The sequence below is a fragment of the Collinsella aerofaciens genome (genome assembly GCF_040926405.1).
Lineage (GTDB): Bacteria > Actinomycetota > Coriobacteriia > Coriobacteriales > Coriobacteriaceae > Collinsella.
Genome location: NZ_JBCOIG010000018.1, coordinates 20,976 through 46,555 on the forward strand (window position 1 = coordinate 20,976; position 25,580 = coordinate 46,555).

The following is a 25,580-nucleotide window of genomic DNA, read 5'->3' on the forward strand; positions in this document are numbered from 1 at the left end:
GGATCATCATGTCCGTTAACCCCGCTAGCGTCACCAACCCGCCTGCGCAGTTTCCCGAGGGCTTTGTCTTTGGCGGCGCCACTGCTGCTTACCAGGTAGAGGGCGAGACCCGCACCCACGGTAAGGGCAAAGTCGCCTGGGACGACTTCTTGGAGGCCCAGGGGCGCTTTTCCCCCGATCCCGCTTCGGACTTCTACAACCAGTACCCCGTCGACTTGGAGCTGTGCGAGGAGTTCGGTATCAACGGCATCCGCCTCTCCATCGCCTGGAGCCGCATCTTCCCCAACGGTACCGGCGAAATCAACCCCGAGGGTGTCCAGTTCTACCACGACCTCTTCGCCGAGTGCCACAAGCACCACGTTGAGCCGTTTGTCACGCTGCATCACTTCGATACGCCGCTGCCCCTCTTTGAGAAGGGCGACTTCCTCAACCGCGAGACCATCGACGCCTTTGTGGACTTTGCCACCTTCTGCTTTAAGGAGTACGCCGACCAGGTGACCTACTGGTTCACCTTTAACGAGATCTGGGCCGACGCCTCCAACACCTACATCGAGGGCACCTTCCCCGGTGGCGTCAAGGCGCATCTGGCCGAGGCTTTCCAGTGCGAGCACAACATGATGCTCGCCCACGCCAAGGCCGTGCTGGCCTTCCACAACGGCGGCTTTAAGGGCAAGATCGGCGTCATCCAGTCGCTGGAGTTTAAGTATCCGCTCAACGAGAACGACCCCGCCGACATCAAAGCCGCCAACAACGAGCACGTGCTGCAGAACCAGTTCTTGCTCGACGCCACCTTCCGCGGCGACTATGCCCCCGACACCCTCGAGTGCGCCAACCGCCTGGCTGCCGTCTCGGGCGGCACCATCGAGATCCTGGACGAGGATCTGGAAATCATGCGCGAGGCCGCGCTCTACAACGACTACCTGGGCGTTAACAACTACCAGTGCCGTTTTTTGAAGGCTTACGATGGCGAGAACGACCTGCACCACAACGGTACGGGCGAGAAGGGCACCGGCCGCTGGCGCGTTAAGGGTATTGGCGAGCATGTGAACAAGCCTGGTATCCCCACCACCGACTGGGACTGGATCATCTATCCCGAGGGCCTGTTCGATCTGCTCGTCTACATTAAGCAGCGCTACCCCAACTACAAGCAGATCTTCATCACCGAGAACGGCATGGGCTACAAGGACCCCTACAAGGACGGTTTTGTGGACGACCAGCCGCGCATCGACTACATCGAGCAGCACCTGCGCTGGTTGCTCAAGGCCATGGAGGTGGGTGTCAACGTGGGCGGCTACTTCCTGTGGAGCCTGCAGGATCAGTTCTCCTGGACCAATGGCTACAACAAGCGTTACGGCTTCTTCTACGTTGACTTTGAAACCCAGAAGCGCACGCCCAAGGCAAGCGCATACTGGTATAAGCACGTGGCGCAGACCCGTCGTCTGGACTAGCGGCTTGCGACGAGCGGTTGGCGGAGTTGCACCGCCCACATAACCTGTCCCCATTTCTCAGCCGGGGGCGGCACGTCACACGGCGAGCCGCCCCCGACCTTTTTGTTCAGGTCGGAAGCCGTTCGTCTCAATCTGTAACATCTAGCTGAGTTTTTTGGTCCTAGCTGTTACAGATTGAGACGAACAGGATTGCTCTTTCCGAAGAATCTAAATCTGTAACACGTAGCCCGCTTTTGACCGTCTACCTGTTACAAATCGAGACAAACGGAGTAGGACCTAACCCCGTATGTCCCTAACAGTCGAGCGTTCGACCAGCGTGCTCGGCACATGAATCGCCTCGATAGACGAGCTCTCTCCAATCGCCGCCTCAAACGCAAGCTTACCGACACCGCGCAAATCAAATCGCAGCGTCGTCAGCCGATTGTGAGGAACAAGTCCCTCGAGTGCGTCGTCGATACCAACCACGCTCACGTCGTCGGGCACGGACAGGCCCGCGTTCTCGAGCGCGGCGATAACGCCCAGCGCCATCTGGTCATTTGCCGCAAGCACGGCAGTCGGCGCCTGCGACCCGCCGGCAAGCACCTCGGCCGCAATCCGCTCGCCCATGGCGTACCCACTGTCCGCACTCCAATCGCCACGCAGCATCGGAGCGGCATCGACATGAGCACGACCCAGCGTATCGCGCCAACCGGCCTCACGAAAACGCGAGGAAATCGAGTTTTCCGGACCCGCCACAAACCGCATATTCGAGTGACCATGTTCCAGCAGATAATTGGTCAACAGCTCGCACGAACCATACTGGTCGGAGTCGATCGTCGTGCAGCGCGGATGCGCATACATGGACAGGATGACCGTTCGCATTCCCGGCTGGGGAACAAACTCCTCAAAATCGGGAGCCATGCGGTTCATGTTGAGAATCATGCCGTCGACGGGTCGCTCGACCATGCGGCGCGAGGCATCGGCAAGTGCATAGGGCTTGTCGCCGCCCATCTCGATCATAGTGACGGCAAAATCGTGCTCGCGCGCCGCTTGCATGATACCCTCGAGCGTCGCCAGGTTACCGACACGTGTGATGTTGTACATGCACAGGCCAATAGAACGATACGACCCGCCGCGCAACGCCGCTCCAGCAAAATTGGGACGAAAGCCCAGCTCTTCCATGGCGGCCAGCACACGCTTGCGCGTCTTTTCCGCCACGTTGGGCATACCGTTGACCACGCGAGACACAGTCTGGCGGCTCACGCCAGCGAGCGCCGCAACCTCTGCCGCGCTCGCCGAACGACCATTCCTTGTCTGCTGATCCATGCCTTCCACGCTAACCTGCTTCCCAACTATTCCCCGCGCCCATGGCGCATCGTACATACATTGATAACGTGCTCATGATACCCGAGCCATATACCACAACATGAAAACTTCTGTCAATCAAAACCGCTTACCGAACAAATACAACCGTTCGCGGCTGTTTGAAGTTGTTTTGTTTCTATACATCCCAGCCGGATGTTAACGTGCTCATTGTCAAATGTTCACGTGCTCATTTTGGTTCTAATCATTTTAAGATAGTGTTTATCGGGCTTTTTCACCGCTGAACGCTAACCAGGGAGCCTCCTGAGCGCAAACGCACAATATCGAACAGCGAGACGAGAGGGTGTATGCATATGTCTTTGCTAAACCGCGTACAGCAGCTGCCGAAGGGCTTTGTTTGGGGCGCCGCAACCGCCGCGTACCAAACGGAAGGTTCCACGAAGGTGGCAGGCAAGGGTAAGACCATGTGGGACGATTACCTTGTCGCCCAGGGTCGCTTTTTGCCCGACCCGGCCAGTGATTTCTACAACCGCTACGAGGAGGATATCCGCCTTTCTGCCGAGCATGGACTCAACGCCATTCGTGTGTCCATCGCCTGGACCCGCATCTTCCCCAACGGCGACGATGCCGAACCCCTCGCCGAGGGCGTTAAGCACTACCACGAGCTGTTCGCCTGCTGCAAAAAGTATGGCGTCGAGCCCTATGTGTCCCTGCATCACTTTGACTCCCCCGCCGCCCTGTTCAACCAGGGCGACTGGCTCAACCGCAAGACCGTCGACGCCTATGTGCGCTATGCCGAGTTCTGCTTCCGCGAGTTCCGCGAGGTCAAGAATTGGTTCACCATCAACGAGCTCATCAGCCTCTCGCACTCCCAATACATCCAAGGCAACTTCCCGCCCAACCATCACTTTGATGTGACGAGCGGCATCCAGAGCCAGCACAACGAGCTCGTTGCCCACGCCCGCGCCGTCAACCTGTATAAGGATCTTGACGAGACCGAGCACCTGGGCGGACGCATTGGCATGGTCAACGTCCTGACGCCGGCATATCCTGCCACCGACTCGCCCGCCGACCAGCACGCCGCCGACCTGTACAACGCCTTCTACACCGACTTCATCATGGACGGCGCCTTCCTGGGTCACTACTCCGCGCGCACCCTCTCACTCATCAACGAGATTCTGCGTGCCAACAACGCCACACTTACGGTTGAGGACAGCGACATGGAGGAGCTCGCCAAGGCGGCGCCCCGCAACGATATGTTCGGCCTCAACTACTATCAGTCGGCGTTTATCGCCGCCTACGATGGCGAGTCAACCAACAGCTTTAACGGCACCGGAGACAAGGGCACCTCGTGCTTTAAGTTTAAGGGCGTCGGGCAGCAGGTCGATATGCCGGGTATCCCCACCACCGACTGGGATTGGCTCATCTACCCGCAAGGCCTCTACGACACGCTCAAGCACATCAGCGCCACCTATCCCAACCTCCCCGTCATCTATATCACCGAAAACGGCCTGGGCCACAAGGACCCCGAGCCCGACGCAAACGGCATCGTCGCCGATCCCGAGCGCATCGACTTTGTCGACCAGCACATGGAGAAGGTGCTCCAGGCGCGCGCCGAGGGCGTCGACGTCCAGGGCTACTTTATCTGGAGCCTGCAGGACCAGTTCTCGTGGGCCAATGGCTATAACAAGCGCTACGGCCTGTTCTACATCGACTTCGACACGCAAAAACGCTACATCAAGCAGTCGGCACTCTGGTACAAGGAGCTCGCCGACACTATGGCGGACGCGCAGTAGCGCATCGCCTCGCTTTCCCCCGAGAAGGGAGCGGCCCTATGCGATACAAACCCAGCCGCTCCCCTCTCTCCCCCTGGGACCGACCCCGCCTGCACCCGGGCTTTTAGCAAGCGGGAGACCATATAGGTTTTCAACGTCCATGCCATTAAGATTTCATGCAAAGAGGAGCGTGAACTATGGAATCGATCGTTAAGTTCTTGGAGAAAGGTCAGCCGTACTTCGACAAGGTCTCTAAGAACATCTACCTTCAGGCCATTAAAGACGGCTTTTTGGCAGCAATGCCCATTATCCTGTCTTCTTCTGTCTTCCTGCTTATTTCGACCCTGCCGGGCGTTGTCGCCACGGTCGGCGGCTTTACGCTGCCCGACTGGTGGAACGTCGACGTCGTGAACTTCTGCAACAAGGTTTACAACTTCACGATGGGCGTCGTGGGCATCATGGTCGCCGGCACCACCGCAAGCGCGCTGACCGGCTCCAAGAACCGCCGCATGCCTGCCGGCAAGGCCATCAACGCCACGAGCACCATGGTCGCCGCCATGTGCGCTATGCTCATCTTGGCCGTTACCCAGACGAGTGCCAAGATCGACGGCGCCGATGTCTCGGTGTTCTTTACCGACAACATGGGCACCAAGGGCCTGCTGAGCTCCTTTGTCGCCGCATTTGCCACGGTCAACATCTATGCCTTCTGCATTAAGCGAGACATCACCATCAAGCTGCCCAAAGAAGTCCCCGGCGCCATCGCCCAGAACTTCCGCGACATCTTCGCCTTCAGCTTCTCCATCCTGTTTGTCGCCGTCATCGACGTTATCTGCCGCACCTGCTTGGCCGTCCCGTTTGCCAACGTCATCTCCACGCTGGTGAGCCCGCTGTTCGCCGCTGCCGATTCCTACGCCGGCCTCGCCCTCATCTGGTTCATGATCCCGCTGTTCTGGTTCATGGGCATCCACGGCCCCTCGGTCGTTAAGCCTGCCCTCAACGCCGCGCTGTTTGGCAACATCACCACCAACCTCGCCACGCTGCAGGCCGGCGGTCACCCCGCCCTCGCCCTGACCGAAAACTTCGGTAACTACATCGGCGAACTCGGCGGCACCGGCGCCACGTTCATTGTCCCGATCATCTTCCTGCTCTTTATGCGCTCCAAGCAGCTCAAGGCCGTCGGCAAAGCCTCTGTCGTACCCGTGATGTTCGCCGTCAACGAGCCGCTGCTGTTCGCCGCGCCCATCATCCTCAACCCGTACTTCCTGATCCCGTTCCTGTTTGCCCCCGTGGCCAACGTCCTCATTGGTAAGTTCTTCATCGACTTTTTGGGCATGAACGGCTTTATCTATGCCATGCCGTGGGCACTCCCCGGACCGATCGGCACCTTCATCGACACCAACTTCCAGCCGATCTCTCTGGTCCTGGTTGTCGTCCTGCTGGTCGTTGACTTCTTGATCTACTACCCATTCTGCAAGGCCTACGACAACGTCCTGTGCAAGCAGGAGGCCGAGACCCTGGCCGAAGAAGAGGCCGAGGAGACCAAGGCCGTCAAGACCGCTGCCGCCCCCGCCGTTGAGGCTCCTGTTGTCGAGACCGCTTCTGCCACCGAGGCCTCCGCAGCTCCGTCCGCCCTTAAGGGCAAGGATCTGAGGGTTCTGGTTCTGTGCGCTGGCGCCGGCACCTCTGCACTGCTCGCCAACGCGCTTAAGGAAGGCGCCGACGAGCTGGGCATCGACATTACCGCCAACGCCGGTGCCTACGGCAGCCACTACGCCATCATGGACCAGTACAACGTCATCGTCCTGGCTCCGCAGGTTCGCACCTATTACAACGAGATGAAGGCCGACACCGACCGCCTGGGCATCACGCTGCTGTCGCCCAAGGGCAAACAGTACATCGACCTCACTAAGGATCCCAAGGGCGCCGTCGCCTGGATCGAGGAAAACCTCGAGGCATAAGACGCTGACACCACCTGCCGCTTGCAGACAATAAATGGCCCGTGCATCGATGTGTGATGCGCGGGCCATTTTGTTTAGACCGCACCCGTCCTCCTGTTCATCTCAATCTGTAACATCTAGCCGAGTTTTTCGGTCCTAGCTGTTACAGATCGAGATGAACGCACAGGCCAAGCCGAAAATCTCAATCTGTAACATGTAGACCACTTTTGACCGCTTAGACGTTACAGATCGAGACAAACGGAATATACCGGACCGAATTGTCTAAATCTGTAACAACTAGCTGAGATTTTCGGCCCTACCTGTTACAGATTTAGACGAACAGGCCGAGCACGTCTACGCCCGCAGGTCCTTTACGCTGGAACGTTCGACCAACACGCCCGAGACGAGCGTACGGCTTCTGGAGCTCGGGGCTTCCAGACCTGCGACGACCTCGTTAAGCGCACGGACGCCCAGCTCGCGGTGACGGAACTTCACCGACGTCAGAATCGAGTTGGGAATCGTCTTGTAAAGCTCGTCATCAAAGCCGATCACGGACACGTCGTCGGGCACACTGAGCCCTTTGTCACGTAGAGCCATCATCACGCCGTTTGCCATGCAGTCGTTAGCAGCGAGGACCGCCGTGCAATCGGGTTTATCGGCAAGCACAAGGCCCGCGGCATAGCCACTATCCGCATTCCAATCGCCTTGCAGAGGCTCGGGCGGCTCAATGCCATGCGCCTCGAGTGCCGCTCGCCAACCTTTCATACGGCACTGGCTCGACAGCGCTTCTTTCTTACCAGAGACGAAGTACACGTTCTTGTGCCCGTGATTCAAGAAGTACTCGCACGCCATGCGCGCGCCGCCCTCTTGATCGTCACTGACGGTGGAGCAGGTAGGATGTTCCATCGGTGTGATAATCACCGTCTTGAGGTCTTTCGGTGCCTCAAAAGTATCAAAGTCATCGACCATCTGACGCAGGTTGAAGATCATGCCATCAACAGGCAGCTGCGACATCCTACGTGCCGCTTCGGCAAGGGTCATCTTCTCCCCCGCCCGCTTTTTGATCATCGTGAGCGCAAAGCCGCGTTCTTCGGCGGCATCTGCGATACCGTCAATCATGTCCACGGCACCGCCCGACAAGTGGAACAGCACCACGCCGATGCACCCGTAACGGCCCAACTTGAGCGAACGCGCGGCAAAGTTCGCCCGGAACCCGAGCGCTTCCATTGCGGAATGGACCTTATCGCGTGTCGACTCTCGCACGCTACCGGGCTCGTTAATCACACGCGAAACCGTCTTGAGAGAAACACCCGCGGCAATCGCCACATCGTTCATTGAGACATTTTTCTTGTCCATCGTTGCCACTACTTCTCCACTCGGTTCTCTATCGCTTGTTTTTTGCGTTCTAGCATACACCACCTGCCTGACTGATAAATCAACCGTTTACCGGACAATATCGACCGCTCACCCGTATATCCTTGTTGCTCTTCCAAAAATGTCTTACGTTGTCATTTCGCAATGCCTTCCTTAAGCAGGAAGGTTTCCGGGCAGTCCTGACCATCCATCGACGACCAGTTCCATCCACATGCATCGCGCATCAAGTAGCAAAGGAGCTCTATGGACGCCATCGTAAAGATGCTCGAAAAGCATCAGCCGTTCTTTGAGAAGATCTCGAGGAACATCTACCTCCAGGCTATTAAGGACGGATTCCTTGGGTGCATGCCCATCGTCCTCACCTCTTCGATCTTTCTGCTCATTGCCACCCTTCCCGGCGTAGTCGGCATCACGCTGCACCAGCCGCTCATCGACTGGTGCAACAAGCTATACAACTTCACCATGGGCGTCATGGGCATCATGGTTGCCGGCACCACTGCCAAGAACTTTACGGCTTCCATGAACCGTCGCATGCCCGCCGGCAAGGTGCTCAACGACGGCTCCACCATGGTAGCCGCCCAGTGCAGCATGCTGCTGCTCGCCGTTACGCAGTTCACCACCAAGCTCGACGGCTCCGAGCTTTCGGTCTTCGACTGCACCAGCATGGGCACGCGTGGCCTGTTCTCCGCCTATATCGCCGCGTTCATTACCGTGTGGGTCTATAAGTTCTGCGTCTCGCGCGATCTGACCATTAAGCTGCCCAAGGAGGTTCCGGGCGCCATCGCTCAGAACTTCCGCGACATCATCCCCTTTGGCGGCGCTGTCATCATCTGCGGCATCATCGATGTTGTCGTGCGCAACCTCATGGGCGTTCCGTTCTCCGAGCTGCTCATCAAGCTGCTCTCCCCGCTCTTCACTGCGGCAGAAACCTATCCTGGCCTCATCCTTATCCAGGCAGCCACCGCGTTCTTCTGGTTCATCGGCGTCCACGGCCCTTCGATTGTCCAGCCGGGCATCGACCCCATCCGTCTTGCCAACCAGGCCGAGAACCTGCAGGTTCTGCTGGCCGGTGGCCACCCCGCCCACTCCCTCACCTTTAACATGTCGCTCGTGGGTGAGTTCGGCGGCACTGGCGCTACGTTCATCGTGCCGCTTCTGCTGATTCTCTTTATGAAGTCCAAGCAGCTCAAAGCCGTCGGTAAGGCCTCGATTGTTCCTGTTGCCTTTGCTGTCAACGAGCCGCTGCTCTTTGGCGCGCCGATGATCCTTAACCCCTACATGCTCATCCCCTTTGTTGCCGCCGGCTGCGTCAACGTAAGTGTTGCCAAGTTCTTTATCGACAACGTGGGCATGAACGGCTTCTCCTTCGTGGTGCCTTGGGCTACCCCTGCCCCCATCGGCATCTTCATCACCACGAACTTCCAGCTTATCGCCCTGGTATTTGTCGCGATCATCATCTTGCTGGACGCCATCATCTACCTGCCGTTCTTGAAGGCATACGATAAGCTGCTCTGCGACCAGGAGGCCGAGCGCGCCGCCGAGCTGGGTCTCGAGTCCGATGGTGCTGCCACCATCGCCGCCAGCACCTCTGCGGCCGCTGTCGAGCAGACCGCCGCTTCCGTCGAGCCGACCGCTGCTGCCGCCGACAGCAAGCCTGTCGCCGATCAGCCCGAGCCCGCCGCCGACGCATCCGCTAAGAAGGATGTCGACGGTCTGAAGGTCCTCGTCCTGTGCGCCGGCGCCGGCACCTCTGCCATGCTTGCCAACGCCATCAAGGAAGGTGCTGCGCAGACCGGAGAGAACATCGCTTCCTCCGCAGGCGCCTATGGCCAGCACACTGCCATCATGGATCAGTACGACGTTATCGTGCTTGCCCCGCAGGTTCGTAGCTACTACAACGACATGAAGGCCGACACCGATCGCCTGGGCATTAAGCTGCTCGCCCCGCGCGGCAAGGAATATATCGACCTTACTCGCGACCCCGCTGGCGCCATTAAGTGGCTCCGCGAGAACCTCGACTAGGTTCCTCCCTCTATTGGTGCCCGGATCCCCAGTTCGGGCACCTCTCCCTATTCGTATCCCACAGAAAGGATGACTCATGACCAACCCCATGCAGTTCCCCGACGGCTTTGTGTTTGGCGGCGCCACCGCTGCTTACCAGGTTGAGGGCGAGACCCGTACGCACGGCAAGGGCAAAGTGCCCTGGGACGATTTCCTGGCTGCTCAGGGTCGCTTCTCCCCCGATCCCGCAAGCGATTTCTACAACAAGTACCCGGTCGACATCGACCTGTGCCAGCGCTTCGGCATCAACGGTATCCGCGTCTCCATCGCTTGGAGCCGTATCTTCCCCAGCGGCACTGGCGAGATCAACCCCGAGGGTGTCACCTTCTATCACGAGCTTTTCGCCACCTGCAATAAAGCCGGCGTTATCCCCTATGTCACGCTCGATCACTTCGATACGCCCGAGGCCTTTTACCAGAACGGCGGCGAGGGCTTCCTGACGCGCACGACGATCGACGCCTTTGTCGAGTACGCCAAGTTCTGCTTTGCCGAGTTCACCGAGGTCAAGCACTGGTTCACCTTTAATGAGATTCCCGCGACCGCCGAGGGCAGCTTTATCGTCGGCAACTGGCCGCACGGCGAGAAGTATCGTCTGGACAAGGCCTTCCAGCTTATGCACAACATGATGGTGGCCCACGCCAAGGCTGTCGTCGCCTTCCATGAGGGCGGCTTTGAGGGCGAGATCGGCATTGTCCAGAACCTAGAGCCCAAGTATCCCCTCGATCCCAACAGCGCTGCCGACTGCGAGGCAGCTCGCATGGCCGACGTCATCAACAACCGCTGGGTACTCGACGCCACCTTCCGCGGCCACTATGCAGCCGACACCATGGAGGCTGCGACCAAGCTGGCCCATATCGCCGGCGGCGAGCTCGACGTCCGCGACGAGGACATCGCCGCGCTGACCGCCGCGCTCCCCTACAACGATTGCCTGGGCGTCAACACCTACAAGTGCCAGTTCCTGCGTGCCGCCGAGGGCGAAAACAACATCAACCACAATGGCACCGGCGACAAGGGCTCCTCGCGCTGGTTCCTCAAGGGCGTGGGCGAGTCATGCGTGCGCGAAGGCGTACCCACCACCGATTGGGACTGGATCATCTATCCCGAGGGCCTGTACGACCTACTGCTCCGCATTAAGAACGATTACCCCAACTACAAGAAGATCTACATCACCGAGAACGGCATGGGCTATAAGGACGACTTCGAGGACGGCTTTATCGACGACGCCCCTCGCATCGACTACATGCGTCAGCATCTCGCATGGATCCTCAAGGCAATCGACGGCGGCGTAAACGTCGACGGTTACTTTGTGTGGTCGCTGCAGGACCAGTTCTCCTGGACCAACGGCTACAACAAGCGCTACGGCCTGTTCTACATCGACTTTGAGACCCAGAAGCGCTATCCCAAAGCAAGCGCGTACTGGTACAAGAACGTCGCGGAGACCGGCCTGCTCATGGCCTAACTTTTGCCGCATACCCCCTGTCGGCCGCATACGAATCCCTCCATGGGTTCGCATGCGGCCGATTTTTTTGGCTCGGCCCGAGCAGGCCGTTTGTCTCGATCTGTAACATCTAGCAGGGATTTTCGGCCCCAATTGTTACAGATTGAGATGAACGGGGGGCACCCGGCTCGAAATATCTAGATCTGTAATACCTAAGCTAGCAGATGACCTGCGTATGCTCCTCGATGGCGACACGATCCTCGGCGGCGATACTCGGCTCGCACACCACGGCGTCCAAACTGTCCAGGCGGCAGAAGGTGTAGAAGTCGCGCTTGCCGATCTTACTGGAGTCGGCGATCAGATAGCGCGAGTCGGCCTTGCTAAAGGCGAGCTGCTGGATACGACCCTCATCCATATTAGACGTAGACACGTCGCCATCCAGAATGCCGTTGGCGCCGATAAACGCCGCGTCGATACCCAGCGCACGCAGGGTATCCTCGGCCGTTGGTCCCACAAAAGCGGCGGTACGGCGACGGTACATGCCGCCCACTAGGCACAGGTCGCAGTCCTCGCGCGCCTCGAGCAGGTTAAACACCGAAAGCGAATTGGTCACGATGCGCAGACGAAATGCCGGCAGCATCGAGGCCATCTGCTCAACCGTGGTGCCCGTACCCAAAAAGATGGTCGAGCCCTCCTCGATGAGCTCCACGGCGCGGCGCGCGATCTGCAACTTTTCCTCGGCATGCTTGGTGCGCTTTTCGCTGTGCGAATACTCATGGCGCAACATAGCATGTGGACGGCCCTGCGCACTGCGGGCTCCACCGTGCACGCGCTCGATCTCGCCCAGGCTCGCAAGCTCCTCGAGATCGCGGCGGATCGTCATATCCGAGACACCCAGTGCATCCGAAATCTCCTTGACCGAGACCGTGCCCTGCTCCTCGAGCAGCTGACGAACCCTATCCTGTCGCTCTGCCTTAATCACGATGAATCCTCGCCGTTCTATGCGTGCATATCATTCAAACAGTAACGAACAAATTGTATCAGACCCGTGCGTGTCAAAAATGAACGCCCGTACAGCTCAATCATCACTTTTTTGAGAAAAATACCCCCTGCTTTAGTGGGGTGTAGTGATAATCTCGCCTGTTCGCGCTACAGTTTGTCGGAAATACCTCGATGTTAGGAACCAAATGATCACTTCCGAGCTTTTCGGCACCGCGCCGTGCGGTACCCCCGTTCATCGTTACACCCTCAACGGGCCCGAGATCTGCGTTCGCATTATGGACTTTGGCGCCACCGTGCTGGGCATCGACGTGCCCGACATCCCCGGCAACGTGCGCGATGTGGTGCTGGGCTTCGATAAGCTCGAGGATTACTTTGACAACCCCGCCTGCTTTGGCGCGACCATCGGCCCCGTGGCCAACCGCACTGCGGGCGCCACGATCACCATCGCCGGCACGGACTGGCATATGCCGGCCAACGAGGGCGTCAACAACCTGCACAGCGACCTTGAGCACGGCCTGCACAAGCGCGTGTGGGACGTTGAGCTCGACGAGGTCCACAATGCCGTGCGCATGACCACCTCGCTTGAGGACGGTGAGCTGGGTCTTCCCGGCAACCGCACCTTTACGGCCGTGTTTACCGTGACGCGCACCGGCTGCTTCCGTATCGAATACGGCTGCGAGAGCGACCGCGCCACCTACGTGGCCATGACCAACCACACGTACTTTAACCTTGCCGGCCATAACGCCGGAATGGACTGTGAGCACTTCTTTGTTGCTAACGCTGCCCACTACCTGCCCATCAACGAGCAGAACATCCCCACCGGCGAGATTGCTCCGGTTGAGGGCACGCCATTTGACTTCCGTGAGCTGCGCCCCGTCGCGCCTGGCATGGAGGCCGACGATCCGCAGATTAAGCAGGCACGCGGCTACGACCACTGCCTGTGCATCGATGACTATCAATACGGTCGCAACCTGCGCCGCGCCCTGCATGTCGAGGAGATGTGGACCGGCCGCGAGCTGGACTACTACACCACCGCCCCGGGCGTGCAGCTCTACACTGGCAATTGGCTGGGCGACGAGCACGCCAAGGACGATGCCAACTATAGCTGGGGCGCCGGCTTTGCCCTCGAGGCAGAGATGTACCCCGACACGCCGCACCAGCCGCTGTTCCCGCAGGGCATTGTGGGCCCGGGTCACCCATACAGCAATGTGATCGAATACCACTTTATGAGGCACTAGGCCCACAACGCGACATATTGCACAGCAACGCCCGCCGGCACCACCGCCGACGGGCGTTTTTTCATCTTTTGGGCTCAATTTCGCTGTGACTATATGAGTGACATATCAAAACAATGCCCATTTACTACGTTTAGCCCGGGATGCTCGACCATGCACCGGTTTTTGCTAAATTCGCGAGCCACCTACCTGCGGTTTTGTTTTTCTCAAATTCGACATGCTCGGCGATAGCCGATCAAACGTAGTAAATGGGCATTGTTTTTGACAGGCAGCATCGCACGCGTCCCTCGCAAGGGCAAAATGATTCGTTTTTCTCCGTCCCCAAGGGATCAGTTGAACAGATTGCCGATGGGGTCGGGATTGGAGCTGGGGAGATAGCGGATTTCTAGTTCTATGCCGAGCTTTTGCAGCTCTCTGAGAGCAGCGACGTCCGCATCGTCTGTGGCGACTGCGGGCACTGCGGGATGCTTGCCCTCCCCTGCCTGCATATGGCCAATGCTGATCTTGGTGATCGGCACGCCACCCTTAACCAGCGCGAGTGCATCGGCGGGTGAGGCCACCATGATCAGAATCAATTGGCGCGGCGTTGCGGTATGAATGATGTCGATGGCCCTTTGCACCGAGAAAAACCTTGTCCAAACGCCTTCTGGCGCCGCCACCCTCATGGGTGCCCATTGGCGCGAATCCGCCGCAATCTCGTCGTTGACGATTAGGACAAGGTTGGAGCCCACGGCTTCGTTCCACAGCTCAACGTCTTGCCCGTAAATGAAACGGTCATCGATACGTGTAAGAAGGATCTTGGGTTGTGCCATCGCTGCCCCATTCTGCTTGAGACCCGTAAGAGCAAGACATCACGCCTCTAATATTAGTGCATTTAAAGTGAGAAAAGCCGTCAGAACACTTGCGCGGATTTGCGATGTCCCGTATCATAGACAGCCGTTGACGCCTCAGTTGCGTCACCATATGGCCGCCAGCGTAGCTCAGTTGGTAGAGCACCGCTCTCGTAAAGCGGGGGTCACCGGTTCGAGCCCGGTCGCTGGCTCCATTGCACAAGATAGCCGCCTTCGGGCGGCTTTTTTGTTGCCAATTTCGGGCGCATATCCGCCAATCCAAGCACAACGCCGCCGGCAACTCCCCTACTCAACAAAAAAGCCCCGCCAACCGCAATCCCCAAGGGAACCGCGATTAACGGGGCTCAAGCGCGCTCCTCAATGGAATCACGTCATCAGACGAGCAGCTCAGCCGAGCAGTGCGCTACTCCTCCCAGTAAGCGTCTGCAAGCAGCTTAAAGCAGATCTTCTTGACCGGCTGTGCGCCATCGCCCGGGAACTCGAGCGTGGGCATGTGAGGCTCGCCGGCAACAAACAGCGCGAACTTGTCGTCGGCAAGATCGCCGGCGATCGAAGCATCGGAATCGACCAGATCGTAGTCGTCCTTCTCGTCAAACTCCTGAACCAACGTCAGGCTGCCCGTGGCAACCTTAAAGGCCTCGCGACCCTCGACATCGATCTGCAGGTCGTGATAGCGCTGATGCGTCTCATAGTGAGCCTCGGCCTCGGGACGCGTCGTGGGAGCCATGACGTTCGCATAGACCTTGTCGCCCAGAATCGGATGGCTGCCGACCTCGAGCTCCGCCGGGTCGTTCTCCTCGAGCCAGTCGATCAACACGTCGAGGCCCTTGAGCATTCCGCGATACTCCTCGATATCGCCCAATGCACCGTAAATCATCTAAATCCCCTCTCGGATCGCTTCTTTGGCGGCTACTCGGCAAACGCGTTACCGACGCTGTTGCCACCCACATACGCCTCGACCAGGGTAAGGTCGGGATTGAACACGACAAACTCGGCGTCGCGCCCCGGCATAATGCTACCGCACTTGTCGTCGACATGAGCTAGCAAGCGATGCCGGGGCCGTCACCCAAGCTCTTACAGCTCGGTCACGACAACGCCGTTGTAGACCTCGTCCCAACGGTCCATGACCAGATGGCCGGTCATGGGATCCATGGCATTGAGCTTGCCGCAGGTGTTGGCGGTACGCAGTACCGTCTCGTCGTCTGCGCCAGCAGCGATGGCATGCGCGAAGCCTGCGATAGTGGAGTCGCCAGAGCCCGTAGCGTTAACGGCGGGGATATCGGGAGTCTTGGCGCGGAACGCACGGCCATTGTGGAAGCCCACGGAACCGGCGGCACCCATGGACACGACGACCCAGGGGATATCGGAGAAGCGGGCGTCAGAGGCAAGTGCGGCGCGGAGCTCGTCCACATCGTCGGTGGTAAAGCTCGTGCCCAGAAGGCCGTTAATCTCGGTCAGATTAGGCTTGACCAGCTCGGGCTTAATTTCGGACTTAAGGGCGGCCTCGAGCGAAGCACCCGAGGTATCGAGCAGCACCTTGGCGCCGGCGTTCTCGGCAATGCCCGTGATCTTGGCATAGTAGTCCGCCTCGACGCCGCGGGGCAGCGAACCCGAGATGGTGACGACATCGGCCTTGCCTGCAAGCTCGGCGAACTTTGCAGTAAAGGCATCGAGCTCCTCGGGGGCAATTGTCGGGCCACTCTCGAGCAGCTCAGTCTGGTTGCCGGCGTGGAGGATGTTGAGGCAAATGCGAGTCTCGCCCTTGATGGGCACAAAGTCGTTTTTAATACCGTTGGCGTCCATGAGCTCAGCCATGTAGGCGCCCATGTGGCCGCCGAGCAGACCTGTTGCCACAACGTCGTCGCCCAGCTGACCCAGCACACGGGCCACGTTGAGGCCCTTGCCGCCAGCGGTCTTTTCGGGCGTCACACGGTTGACGTCGTCGATAACGAGCTCATCGAGCTGATAGCGCGTATCGACAGACGGGTTCATCGTAACGGTGAGGATCATTTTTAGCTCCTTATCTCGCAGGCTCCTTGTGCCTCGCGATACGAGTCGACAAAACGGAATTACAGAATCTCAATCGTGAACGAGCGAACGACGGTCTCCTTGGGCTTTGCGACAAGGCAGCCGCGCTTATGCTCAAGCACGTCGTCCTCATCGGAGCAGGTCGAAAGGCCGCCCCAGGGCTCAACCGCCACAAAATCGCCCTCGGGCTTGCTCCACACAATGAGATATGGGAAGCCCTCAAAGCTCAGGCGGACGCCCTTGTCCTCGCCCTTTTTGGAAAGCGTGACCTGACAGCTCTCGAGCACGTCAAAGATGGTCTCCGCAAAATCGAAGAGCTCATGTGACAGAGGCAGCGTCTTTCCCACCATGGGGTTCTTGGAGCGATTGGTCACGTCAATCAAGCCAGTCGAGGGAACGGCGGTGCAGAGCTCCGCAGCCTCGTCTTTCTCAAAGCGCAACTCGTAGTCCGTATAGGCCTCGCCCTCATCGAGCGGACACCTAAAGCCGGGATGACCGCCGATAAAGAACGGCATGTCCTCGGTTCCCTCGTTGGTCACCTCATAGGAGACGCGAACGGCATCCCCCTCAAGCGTATAACGAGCGACAAGCTTAAACGGATACGGATAATCGCTCAGCAGCGCGGCGTTATCCTCCGAAGCCAGGCACATCGCCAGCTCGTTCTCGCTCTGGCTCAGCAGCTTCCACTCCTGTTTGCGCGCAAACCCATGGCGAGCGAGCTTTACATGATGCCCGGCAAACGTCATGGCGTTGTTATCGCGCAAGCCTCCGCAAATCGGGAAGCAAATCGGTGCCTGGCCGGACCACACGGCGGGATCGCCCTGCCACAGATACTCGCAACCTCCGGCCTTGATCGAGGTAAACGAACCACCAGCCGTGGACACCTTAATAGAAATCGAATCGTTGGAGAGAGCGTATTCCATTGCCCATCCTTTCGAACAACTGCTTTTTGCTCGCAAGTACCCGTCTCGGCCCTAACCAAAGGACAAACCCGCACGTTCATCGATGCGTCCGGTATCCCAGCCATGTAACGGGGTACCATACAGACATTGATGCAATTACAGCTGAAAGGCCTTCTTATGCGAACCATCATCCTCTACGCCTCGCGCCATCACGGCAATACGAAAAAGCTCGTGGACGCCATCGTCGAGGCACACCCCGAGATCGATACCCTCGACGTCAAGGCACTCGGTAAAAACGAGTATCCCAACCTGCACGAATATCATCTGATCGGTGTCGCCACGGGCATCTATTACTCCGAGATCGACAAGGACATGGCACGAGTGCTCACGAACGTGCTGCAGCCGCAGGACAAGGTGTTTGGCCTTATGACCTACGGTGGCAAAAACAAGTGGTACGGCAAGGATATCGATGGCATCTGCCGCATGAGGCAGGCCATCTTTATGGGTGTCTACGGCTGCCCCGGCTTTGATACGTGGGGGCCGTTCAAACTCGCCGGCGGTGTCCAAAAGGGACACCCGACCGCTGAGGAAATTAAGGGCGCCGTCGACTTCTTCGACAAGATCGAAGACGAATATGGCGATATCATCGTCGAAGAGTACGCCAAGCGCGAGAAGCGTCTAGCATACGAGAAGGAGCATCCTGCAGGAGGCCTGGTGGCCGGCGTCAAGCGCACGGCAAAGAAAATCGCTAACAAGCTGTAACTGTGAAGGTGCTTTTGAGCGTTCAACCCATACGGCGGGTCCGAGCAGATTCGGGCCCGCCGTCTTTTTCTATCGTTACTCGGTAAAGGCGTTGCCGACGCTCTGGCCGCCAACATACGTCTCGACGAGGGTAAGCTCATGGTCGAACACGACAAAGTCGGCGTCGCGACCCGGCATGATGCTGCCGCACTTATCCTCGATGTGCGCGGAGCGTGCCGGCACCTCGGTTGCCATACGAATGGCGATATCGGCGCTGGCGATGCCCCAGTCAACGATGTTCTTGACGCCCTGGGCAAGCGTGAGCACCGAGCCGGCAATGCTCTTGCCGTCGGCGAGCCAGCACAGGTTGTCCTTCATGATGACGTCCATGCCACCACTGGTGTAGCTGCCCTCGGGCATGCCGCCGCAGCCCAGGCAGTCAGTGATGAGCACCGTGTGTTGCCAGCCCTTTGCCTGCAGCAGCGCCTTGATGGCGGCAGGGTTAACGTGCTTGCCGTCACAGATGATCTCGGCGTAGGTCTCGGGCGTGGACATGGCAGCGCCCACGACACCGGGCTCACGGTGATGCAGCCCGCGCTGACCGTTATAGGTATGCGTAAAGCAGCTGGCACCGGCGTTGATGGCGGCGATGCACTCATCGTAGGTGGCGTCGGAGTGACCGATGCTGGTCACCACACCCTTGGCGTTCAGAGCAGCCGCATAAGCAGCGGCACCGTCGCGCTCGGCCGCCATGGCGCTCTTAACGATGCGACCGCCCGCAGCCTCCTGCCACTGATCGAAGACCTCCTCGGAGGGATCGATAAGATAAGCGGGGTTCTGCGCGCCCACGTGCTTCATGGTAAAGAAGGGGCCCTCCAGATAGATGCCCTGAATGCGAGCACCGCAGAAGTCGGGGCCGCGACCCTCGTCCGCCTGGGCGATGGCGGCGCAGGCATCCTTGATCTGCTCGACGCCATCGGTGAACGTCGTGGGCAGCCAGCTGGTGGTACCGCGACGGGCGAGCTCGGTCGAGCTGATATCAATGCCCTCGGGATCGTTATCGGTAGTCGAGTGGTTATAGAAGCCATGGATGTGAGTATCGACCATACCCGGTGCGATCCACGATCCCGTGTAGTCCTTGATCTCGCAAGAGGGCTCGTCGGCCTGCCAGGCGCCAAAAACGCCATCCTCGACCATAAGATAGCCGCCCAGTTGCGGGCCTGCCGGCAAGAAGAACTTGTCAGCCTTAATTGCGTACGTGCTCATATGCACTCCTTGCTTCTAAAGCAGTTGACTGTGGTAATGCTTATACCCGGTCCATGTAAAAACAAAAAGCGCCCGCCCGCCGTTATGAGCGGACGGGCGCCCTTACAGGGGGACGCGATTAAGCGGTGAAGGGGTGAATCGTCACGCCCTTAACCACGCGGTTGACCGTGCCGGTGGGGCTCGGCGTATCGGGCGTGTTGCCCACGCGCACGGAGTTGAGCAGGCTGATAGCCTGGGCAAACATCACGAACGGCAGGGCAAGGTAGCCCTCGGGAAGCGCCTCGTAGCCCTTAAAGGTGAAGGACTCGCCCTCGTAGACGGTAGCGCCATCCTGCTGAACGGCAACGGTGTGCTGAGCGATCTTGTCGCCACCGATCTCGTTGAGGATGTCGATGTCGTACTGACGGGTGTAGGCGTCGTTGTTGACGAACACGAAGACGAGCGTCTTATCGTCGACGAAGGACTTAGGTCCGTGACGATAGCCCATGGAGGTGTCGTAGGAAGTAGCAACCAGACCGTGAGCGAGCTCGAGGATCTTGAGCTGGCTCTCCTGGGCAAGGCCACCAAAGGAGCCAGAACCCAAGTAGGTCACGCGGTTGAAGTCGCCAGCCAGGTAATCGGCGATCTCAGGCTCACGGGAGATGACCTCCTCGCCCATCTTGGCAATCGTCTCGACCCACTCGGCCTTCTGCTCGTCAGAGGCAGTGTCGAAAATAAGGGTGGAGAGCAGGGTCATGCAGGAATAAGAACCGGTCATGGCGAAGCCCTTGTCGTTGGCGCGCGGAATGAGCAGCGTCAGCGCATTGGGATCATCGGCAGACTCGACGGCAAGCTTGCCCTCGGGAGCGCAGGTGATGTTGAGGAACTTGACGTTGTGGACGAGCTCCTTGGCAACGGCAACGGCGGCAAGGCTCTCGGGGCTGTTGCCAGAGCGGGCAAAGGAAACCACGAGCGTGGGATCCTCGGCGCGCAGGAAATCGCGCGGAGCGCTCACGATGTCGGTCGTGGCGATGGGCTTAAAGTCGTAGAGATCAGTGTTGCCAGCGTGACGCAGGTACGGGGCGCAGGTATCGCCAACGTAGTCGGACGTACCGGCACCGGTGAAGACAACGGACAGACGGCCCTCGCCCATAGCGCGAGCCTCGGCCAGGAAGGCCTCGATGGCCTCCTTGTTCTCGCGATAGATGTTGAGCGTATCACGCCAAAGCTCGGGCTGCTGAGCAATCTCGGCCGTGGTGATCTGGGCGCCGAGCTCGGTGAGCTCCTCGACACTCTTCTCGAACATTTCTAATACCTCTCTCTAGAAGTAATCCTCTGACGTGCAATTATACACTTCGGTTGGTTATCTGGTAGTAACCAGTTAAATGCAAAGAATCACCATATGGAAACGATGCGAGCACTAGTTACTGCGCTGGTGGTAAACCTTGTATTTAAACTGATCGGCACGAGCAACCGAGAGTGTGTACTCCACTACCTCGTTTGACTCGTTATACGTAGTCCTGACCAAATCGAGCACAGGCGAGCCCTCGACAATTCCCAAAAGGTGGGCATCGGTGGGACGGGCTATGCTCGCATAGAACTCCTCTTCGGCCACGCGAATCTTTTGCTGAAAGTCCTGCTCAATCACATCGTAAAGCGGCTTACGCTCCAGCAGCGGTCGCTTTAGGGACAGAAATTGACGAACCGGAAGATAGCTGCGTTCGACCATCATGGGCATGTTGTCGGCAGAACGAAGGCGCTTGAGCTTAAAAATGCGATCACCGATGCGCAATCCCATATGCTCGGCCAGATTCTTATCGGCCTCCATCTCGCAAAACTCGAGAATCGTGGTCTCGGGTTCTCGACCCATCGCGCGCATCTGCTCGGTAAAGCTGTAGGACTGCATAAGATTGGTTGCTTTTGCCGAACGGTCGGTCACAAAGGTACCGCGACCGTGCTGCCGAACCACCAGTCCTAAACGCTCCAGTTCCTGCAGAGCCAGGCGTACCGTAGTGCGCGAGAGACCATAGCGCTCCGAAAGTTCGCGCTCGGAAGGAATCATGTCACCGGCGCGATATTCATGGTCAATCTTTTCGGTCAGAATATCGACCAGCTGATCGTACAGCGGTTGCTTACGCGCTCCGATCGCCATCCTATCCTCCCTTTTGCTCGAATTCGGCTAACTACCTAGGGTGTTATGCATTATCTGTCTGCCACACCCGAATCATTAAGAAAACAAAAGCCGCGCGCTCTTTCGAGCACGCGGCTTTTAACATACACATGGCTTAAGGGGTCGGGGTGTGAGCCGCGTAGGGACACACCCCTCAAGCTAGAGCCTTACCAGATGCTCGGCCAGAGACCAAGCGGGCCAGCGCCCAGGATGCCAAGGACGAAGAGCAGGAGAATGCCCTTGGTCGGGGTCCAGCTGTGCTTAGCGAACATGTAGTAAAGCAGCAGCGTAAGCATAAGCGGGACGAGCTTCGGGACGATGGTGTTGAGGGTGTCGGCAACAGAGAAGTTGACCGGATCCTCGGTAACGGTGCCGTAGGTCACGGACTCCATGCCGTTACCCAGATCGGTGACGCCGCACTCGACAGCGTTGCCGTCGGCATCGGAAGCGGTAAGGGCGTTGCCGTCCTTATCGGTCATGGCGATGGTACCGGCCTCAGCGGTCTCGGTATCGATGCCCTCCATACCGGTGAAGTTCTCGGCCTCCTTCTCGGAGACGATCACGGTAGTAGCGGAGAGACCACGGGTGGTGCCGTTGGGGATCTGGAGGTTGATCTGGGTGCCACCCATGGTGACGACCAGGCAACCGACGACGAAGACGCCCATGATGGAAGCGGCACGCGTGAAGGCCTGCATGTTGGCGGTCAGAGCGTCAATAGCGCTGGTGCCAAGCTTGTAGGACCAGTTCATGAGCCAGAAGCGCAGAGCGAACTGGACGACGTTGAAGATCACCAGGAAGATGATCGGTGCAGCGGCGTTGCCGTTGATGGCCATGTTGGAGGTGATGCCGGCCGTGATAGGCACGAGCGTCAGCCAGAACAGGGCGTCACCGATACCACCGAGCGGGCCCATTGCGGCGACGCGGACGGCGCGGATCGTGGGGATGTCAACCTTGTTCTGCTCGAGCGAAAGCACGATGCCCATAACAAAGGTGACAAGGAACGGGTGGGTGTTGAAGAACTCCAGGTTGTGGCTCATGGAAGCCGCGAGGTCGTTCTTGTTGGTGTGGATCTTCTCCAGACCGGGGATGATGGAGTAGAGCCAGCCAGCGGCCTGCATGCGCTCGTAGTTGAACGATGCCTGCAGGAAGCAGGAGCGCCAAGCCATCTTGTTGAGGGTCTTCTGGTCGAGCTGCGGAGCAGGAGTGAGATCCTCGTAGTGCTCCGGGATCACATACTCATTAGATGCCATCTTCGAAGTCACCTCCGTCAGAAACAGCTGCACCCTTCAGCTCGGTCTGCTGCTGGAAGTCCCAGAAAGCGATGCCGAAGCCGATGAGAGCGAGGATGAGCAGAGCAGGGGTTGCCAGCGAATCGTTGGCAACGGTGATGAGCGCGAGGCCAAAGCCCATGAGGAAGAAGCCCCACATATCGCGGTTCATCATAACCTTGAGCAGGACGGCGAAGCCGACGAAGCGCATCATGCCGCCTGCAGCGGACAGACCGGTCTGCAGCCAAGTCGGGATGGCGGAAGCGATGGTCTGACCAATGGTAGCGCCAGCGATGAAGAACAGGGTGACGACGACAGCGAAGATCAGGCCGAGCAGAGCCATGGCGAAGTAGTTCAGGCGCTCGATGCCCTTGGTGTCCGCGTTGTGAGCCATGTTATCGGCCGTGGACATGAGCGGGGACATAAGCGTGAAGACCAGGGTAACGCCGAGCTGGCCAAGCAGAGCGAACGGAATGGCGAGACCGACTGCCGCGTTGGGCTCGAGGCCCGTGGCGATAGCGAGAATGGCTGCCATGATGCCGCCGATGACGGCGTTAGGCGGCTGAGCGCCTCCGATCGGCATGTTGCCGATCGTCATGAGCTGATAGGTACCACCCACGAGAAGACCGGTGTTGAGGTCGCCAAGGATAAGACCGATGACGGCGCCGGTGACGATGGGCTGATAGAGAGACTCGAGGAAGTCAAACTGGTCGATTGCCGCGATGAACGTGACGACGAAGACCAGAGCGATCTGGATGATCGAGTATTCCATCTTGCTCCTCCTTTCAAAATGTATGTACGCACTTTGGATTTCACGTACAGAACGTCAGGGTTTCACTCCTGACAACGTGGATCACGAGGATTACGAGAAGAGCTTGCTCGTGTCCTCAACAGGCGTGCTCGGAACGCGCCTGATCTCCAACTCCACCCCCAATTCCTGCAGCTCTTTAAACGCAGCGACATCCTCGTCGTTAACTGCGACGGAGGTGGCGACTTGGCGCTTTCCTTCCGACATGTGCATGTTGCCGATGTTTACCTTCTTTATAGGCACACCGCCCTTGACGAGCGTAAGCACGTCTTCCGGTGTTTCGGCCACGATGAAGATCTTCTGGCGCGGGCTCGCCTTGCCAATGACGTCGATGGTCTTCTGCAGAGAGAAGAAACGCGTAGCGACGCCGGCGGGAGCGGCCATCTTCATGAGGTTCTGGCGCATGGTGTTGGACGCCACGTCGTCGTTGGCGACGAGGATGAGGTTGGAGCCCAGGGTGGAGTTCCACTGGGTGGCAACCTGACCATGAACCAGTCGGTTATCGATGCGGGTAAGAAGAATGTTGGGTTCTGCCATGTTGATCAGCTTCCTTTCGTTATTTGCTGACGACAGTTACTTGATCTCCTGAATCGCGTAACGCGAAACATCTACGACGGCTCCGGATCGGACTTTAATCTGGACCTTCTCGCCTTCGATGCCTTTGACGGTTCCGTAGATACCGCCGGCGAAAAGAACCTCTTGACCCGGCTTGAGCTCGGTGTGCAGCTCCTTGAAGTACTTCTGCTTCTTCTTCATGTTGATTTGCGACCAGATGGTGTAAATCAAGCCCATGATGACAAGCAGGCCTAAAAGGGCGACCGAGGAGCTCAGGACGTTGGCTCCGAAATCGGCCATTAGATGCCGTCCTCGTCGCCGAAGATATCCTCTTCGTCGGAGCCGGCAACGGATGCGACCGTCTGGGCGGTGATGCCCGTCTGGCCAACGGTCACGGCCTGCTCGCCAAGCTCGGCGAGCGTGGCGTTGCCGCGGAGGAACAGAAGCTCAATAACCATGGGAAGGTTGGTGCCGGTCAGAACCTCGACGTTGTCGACATCCTGGGCAATCATCATCGCCTGGTTGAACGGGGTGCCACCAAGCAGGTCGGTAAAGACGAGCACGCCATCGCACTCCTCGCGCATGGCGGTAATAGCGGCGCGGAGATCCTCACCGTAGGAAGCAGCCTGGTCGCCCTCAAAAGGAACGACGGTAAAAGCGGGCTGGTCGCCAGCAACCATAGCGATAGCGCTTGCGAGGCCGGGTGCGAACTGTCCATGACCGGTAAGAATAAAGCCAACCATTCAAATTTCCCTTCCGAAGGTGTGTACGATCTGAGTCCGATGATTTTCGGAAGCCAGCGGGCGCTCGCCCTTAAAGCTTCTTAGAAAGCGTACTTTGAAGACCAGTGGTTTCTAAACTGGTAGTAACCACGTGATATGTTGTTGTCACTATATCACCCCAGAAGAGGTCGCTTTCGTTGATTCATACGGTAAAACATTTTTGCACCGCTCACGGTGATAAATCGACCGTTTACCGGTCGTTAATACTTCTACCTGCGGTTTTGAAACCGTTCCGAAATGCTTTGGCAAAAGATCGGATCTTTTCCTGTGTCTAAACAACGCAGGGCGGCTAAAAATAGCGTGTAGAAAAATTGCAGGTCATTGTGAAGATATGTGAATTGGTCTTTTTGACTTAATACCAGTTAGAACCAGTTTTGAGATTATCGGTGAACGGTAGTTTTCGACCGTTCACCGGTTACTTGCAATCGTTTGCAGTCGTTTTCCCAGATGAATTAGGGGAACCCGATGGAGCATTGTGCGGGCTCGAGGCCTACCCCAGTGGTTTCGGTAACAAAAAGCCCGCTAGAACGTTGTGAACCGCGCCCCAAATCTTGGACGCCCTAAATAGCGACTAGGCCGCAAGGGCCTGATTCCGGTACTCCTCCGGGGTCAGGCCCTTCAATCTTACCTGCCTCCGGCTCGTGTTCCAGTGGACTAT

General features: G+C 58.2%; 24 protein-coding genes and 1 tRNA gene. 8 read left to right on the top strand and 17 right to left on the bottom strand.

What is annotated here, in order from left to right; translation table 11 throughout:
• The first annotated feature begins 8 nt into the window (after positions 1-8).
• Positions 9-1,448: a 6-phospho-beta-galactosidase gene (gene lacG / locus AB5758_RS07175; RefSeq protein WP_368141369.1), complete on the top strand. Its 1,440-nt coding sequence runs from the start codon at positions 9-11 to the stop codon at positions 1,446-1,448.
• 276 nt (positions 1,449-1,724) lie between these two features.
• Here lacG (AB5758_RS07175) and AB5758_RS07180 read toward each other — a convergent pair whose 3' ends face one another.
• Complete coding sequence (locus AB5758_RS07180) at positions 1,725-2,753, bottom strand: LacI family DNA-binding transcriptional regulator (protein WP_368141375.1); 1,029 nt, start codon at positions 2,751-2,753, stop codon at positions 1,725-1,727.
• Between the two features lie 350 nt (positions 2,754-3,103).
• Between AB5758_RS07180 and lacG (AB5758_RS07185) the strand changes: the two genes are divergently transcribed.
• Positions 3,104-4,546 (top strand): 6-phospho-beta-galactosidase, encoded by a 1,443-nt coding sequence (gene lacG / locus AB5758_RS07185; RefSeq protein ID WP_022094683.1) that lies wholly within the window; start codon positions 3,104-3,106, stop codon positions 4,544-4,546.
• Positions 4,547-4,722: 176 nt separating this feature from the next.
• Positions 4,723-6,483: a PTS lactose transporter subunit IIBC gene (locus AB5758_RS07190; protein WP_022094682.1), complete on the top strand. Its 1,761-nt coding sequence runs from the start codon at positions 4,723-4,725 to the stop codon at positions 6,481-6,483.
• Between the two features lie 333 nt (positions 6,484-6,816).
• Here the strand turns inward: AB5758_RS07190 and AB5758_RS07195 are convergent, their stop codons facing one another.
• Positions 6,817-7,818 carry a LacI family DNA-binding transcriptional regulator gene (locus tag AB5758_RS07195; protein ID WP_368141376.1) on the bottom strand — a complete coding sequence of 334 codons (1,002 nt, stop codon included), beginning with the start codon at positions 7,816-7,818 and terminating at the stop codon, positions 6,817-6,819.
• A 261-nt stretch (positions 7,819-8,079) separates the two neighbouring features.
• Here AB5758_RS07195 and AB5758_RS07200 point away from each other — a divergent pair, with 261 nt between their 5' ends.
• Positions 8,080-9,858 carry a PTS lactose transporter subunit IIBC gene (locus tag AB5758_RS07200; RefSeq protein ID WP_368141370.1) on the top strand — a complete coding sequence of 593 codons (1,779 nt, stop codon included), beginning with the start codon at positions 8,080-8,082 and terminating at the stop codon, positions 9,856-9,858.
• A gap of 76 nt (positions 9,859-9,934) precedes the next feature.
• Positions 9,935-11,356 (top strand): 6-phospho-beta-galactosidase, encoded by a 1,422-nt coding sequence (gene lacG, locus AB5758_RS07205; protein WP_368141371.1) that lies wholly within the window; start codon positions 9,935-9,937, stop codon positions 11,354-11,356.
• Positions 11,357-11,552: 196 nt separating this feature from the next.
• On the opposite strand, the gene AB5758_RS07210 is transcribed toward lacG (AB5758_RS07205), so the two are convergent.
• Positions 11,553-12,317, bottom strand: coding sequence for a DeoR/GlpR family DNA-binding transcription regulator (locus AB5758_RS07210; protein WP_368141372.1), 765 nt, complete (start codon positions 12,315-12,317; stop codon positions 11,553-11,555).
• 205 nt (positions 12,318-12,522) lie between these two features.
• Here AB5758_RS07210 and AB5758_RS07215 point away from each other — a divergent pair, with 205 nt between their 5' ends.
• Positions 12,523-13,575: an aldose epimerase family protein gene (locus AB5758_RS07215; protein WP_196022289.1), complete on the top strand. Its 1,053-nt coding sequence runs from the start codon at positions 12,523-12,525 to the stop codon at positions 13,573-13,575.
• Between the two features lie 326 nt (positions 13,576-13,901).
• Here AB5758_RS07215 and AB5758_RS07220 read toward each other — a convergent pair whose 3' ends face one another.
• Positions 13,902-14,384, bottom strand: coding sequence for a PTS sugar transporter subunit IIB (locus AB5758_RS07220; RefSeq protein WP_196022288.1), 483 nt, complete (start codon positions 14,382-14,384; stop codon positions 13,902-13,904).
• 157 nt (positions 14,385-14,541) lie between these two features.
• On the opposite strand from AB5758_RS07220, the gene AB5758_RS07225 reads away from it, so the two are divergent.
• Positions 14,542-14,617 (top strand) — tRNA-Thr (locus tag AB5758_RS07225).
• A gap of 209 nt (positions 14,618-14,826) precedes the next feature.
• Here the strand turns inward: AB5758_RS07225 and AB5758_RS07230 are convergent.
• The 4 genes from AB5758_RS07230 to AB5758_RS07245 are packed head-to-tail and all read right to left on the bottom strand — an operon-like array spanning position 14,827 to position 17,374.
• Entirely contained in the window at positions 14,827-15,300 is a 474-nt protein-coding gene (locus AB5758_RS07230) for a NanQ anomerase/TabA/YiaL family protein (RefSeq protein ID WP_117716293.1), read from the bottom strand.
• 32 nt (positions 15,301-15,332) lie between these two features.
• The gene (locus AB5758_RS07235) at positions 15,333-15,470 is read right to left on the bottom strand and encodes a hypothetical protein (RefSeq protein ID WP_347494102.1); all 138 of its coding nucleotides are present in this window, start codon (positions 15,468-15,470) and stop codon (positions 15,333-15,335) included.
• A 27-nt stretch (positions 15,471-15,497) separates the two neighbouring features.
• Entirely contained in the window at positions 15,498-16,433 is a 936-nt protein-coding gene (locus tag AB5758_RS07240; protein WP_138374500.1) for a hexose kinase, read from the bottom strand.
• 59 nt (positions 16,434-16,492) lie between these two features.
• Complete coding sequence (locus AB5758_RS07245; protein ID WP_368141373.1) at positions 16,493-17,374, bottom strand: aldose 1-epimerase family protein; 882 nt, start codon at positions 17,372-17,374, stop codon at positions 16,493-16,495.
• Positions 17,375-17,530: 156 nt separating this feature from the next.
• Here AB5758_RS07245 and AB5758_RS07250 point away from each other — a divergent pair, with 156 nt between their 5' ends.
• Positions 17,531-18,115 carry an NADPH-dependent FMN reductase family protein gene (locus AB5758_RS07250; protein ID WP_233543636.1) on the top strand — a complete coding sequence of 195 codons (585 nt, stop codon included), beginning with the start codon at positions 17,531-17,533 and terminating at the stop codon, positions 18,113-18,115.
• 75 nt (positions 18,116-18,190) lie between these two features.
• On the opposite strand, the gene nagA is transcribed toward AB5758_RS07250, so the two are convergent.
• From nagA to AB5758_RS07295, 9 genes are all read right to left on the bottom strand, one after another.
• The gene (gene nagA / locus AB5758_RS07255) at positions 18,191-19,360 is read right to left on the bottom strand and encodes an N-acetylglucosamine-6-phosphate deacetylase (RefSeq protein WP_022094606.1); all 1,170 of its coding nucleotides are present in this window, start codon (positions 19,358-19,360) and stop codon (positions 18,191-18,193) included.
• 118 nt (positions 19,361-19,478) lie between these two features.
• Positions 19,479-20,645, bottom strand: coding sequence for an AgaS family sugar isomerase (locus tag AB5758_RS07260; protein WP_250787258.1), 1,167 nt, complete (start codon positions 20,643-20,645; stop codon positions 19,479-19,481).
• Positions 20,646-20,759: 114 nt separating this feature from the next.
• Positions 20,760-21,491, bottom strand: coding sequence for a GntR family transcriptional regulator (locus AB5758_RS07265; protein WP_022094608.1), 732 nt, complete (start codon positions 21,489-21,491; stop codon positions 20,760-20,762).
• Positions 21,492-21,676: 185 nt separating this feature from the next.
• Complete coding sequence (locus AB5758_RS07270; protein WP_055251210.1) at positions 21,677-22,759, bottom strand: PTS system mannose/fructose/sorbose family transporter subunit IID; 1,083 nt, start codon at positions 22,757-22,759, stop codon at positions 21,677-21,679.
• Positions 22,749-23,549, bottom strand: a complete 801-nt coding sequence (locus tag AB5758_RS07275) for a PTS mannose/fructose/sorbose/N-acetylgalactosamine transporter subunit IIC (protein ID WP_022094610.1) — start codon at positions 23,547-23,549, stop codon at positions 22,749-22,751. The genes AB5758_RS07270 and AB5758_RS07275 overlap by 11 nt, the downstream gene beginning before the upstream one ends.
• 90 nt (positions 23,550-23,639) lie before the next feature.
• Positions 23,640-24,122, bottom strand: coding sequence for a PTS N-acetylgalactosamine transporter subunit IIB (gene agaV / locus AB5758_RS07280; RefSeq protein ID WP_022094611.1), 483 nt, complete (start codon positions 24,120-24,122; stop codon positions 23,640-23,642).
• A 36-nt stretch (positions 24,123-24,158) separates the two neighbouring features.
• Positions 24,159-24,440 (bottom strand): preprotein translocase subunit YajC, encoded by a 282-nt coding sequence (gene yajC, locus AB5758_RS07285; RefSeq protein ID WP_022094612.1) that lies wholly within the window; start codon positions 24,438-24,440, stop codon positions 24,159-24,161.
• A complete protein-coding gene (locus AB5758_RS07290; RefSeq protein ID WP_022094613.1) occupies positions 24,440-24,883 on the bottom strand; it encodes a PTS sugar transporter subunit IIA in 444 nt (147 codons plus the stop codon). The genes yajC and AB5758_RS07290 overlap by 1 nt, the downstream gene beginning before the upstream one ends.
• A gap of 610 nt (positions 24,884-25,493) precedes the next feature.
• Positions 25,494-25,580, bottom strand: a complete 87-nt coding sequence (locus AB5758_RS07295) for an IS3 family transposase (protein ID WP_368141377.1) — start codon at positions 25,578-25,580, stop codon at positions 25,494-25,496.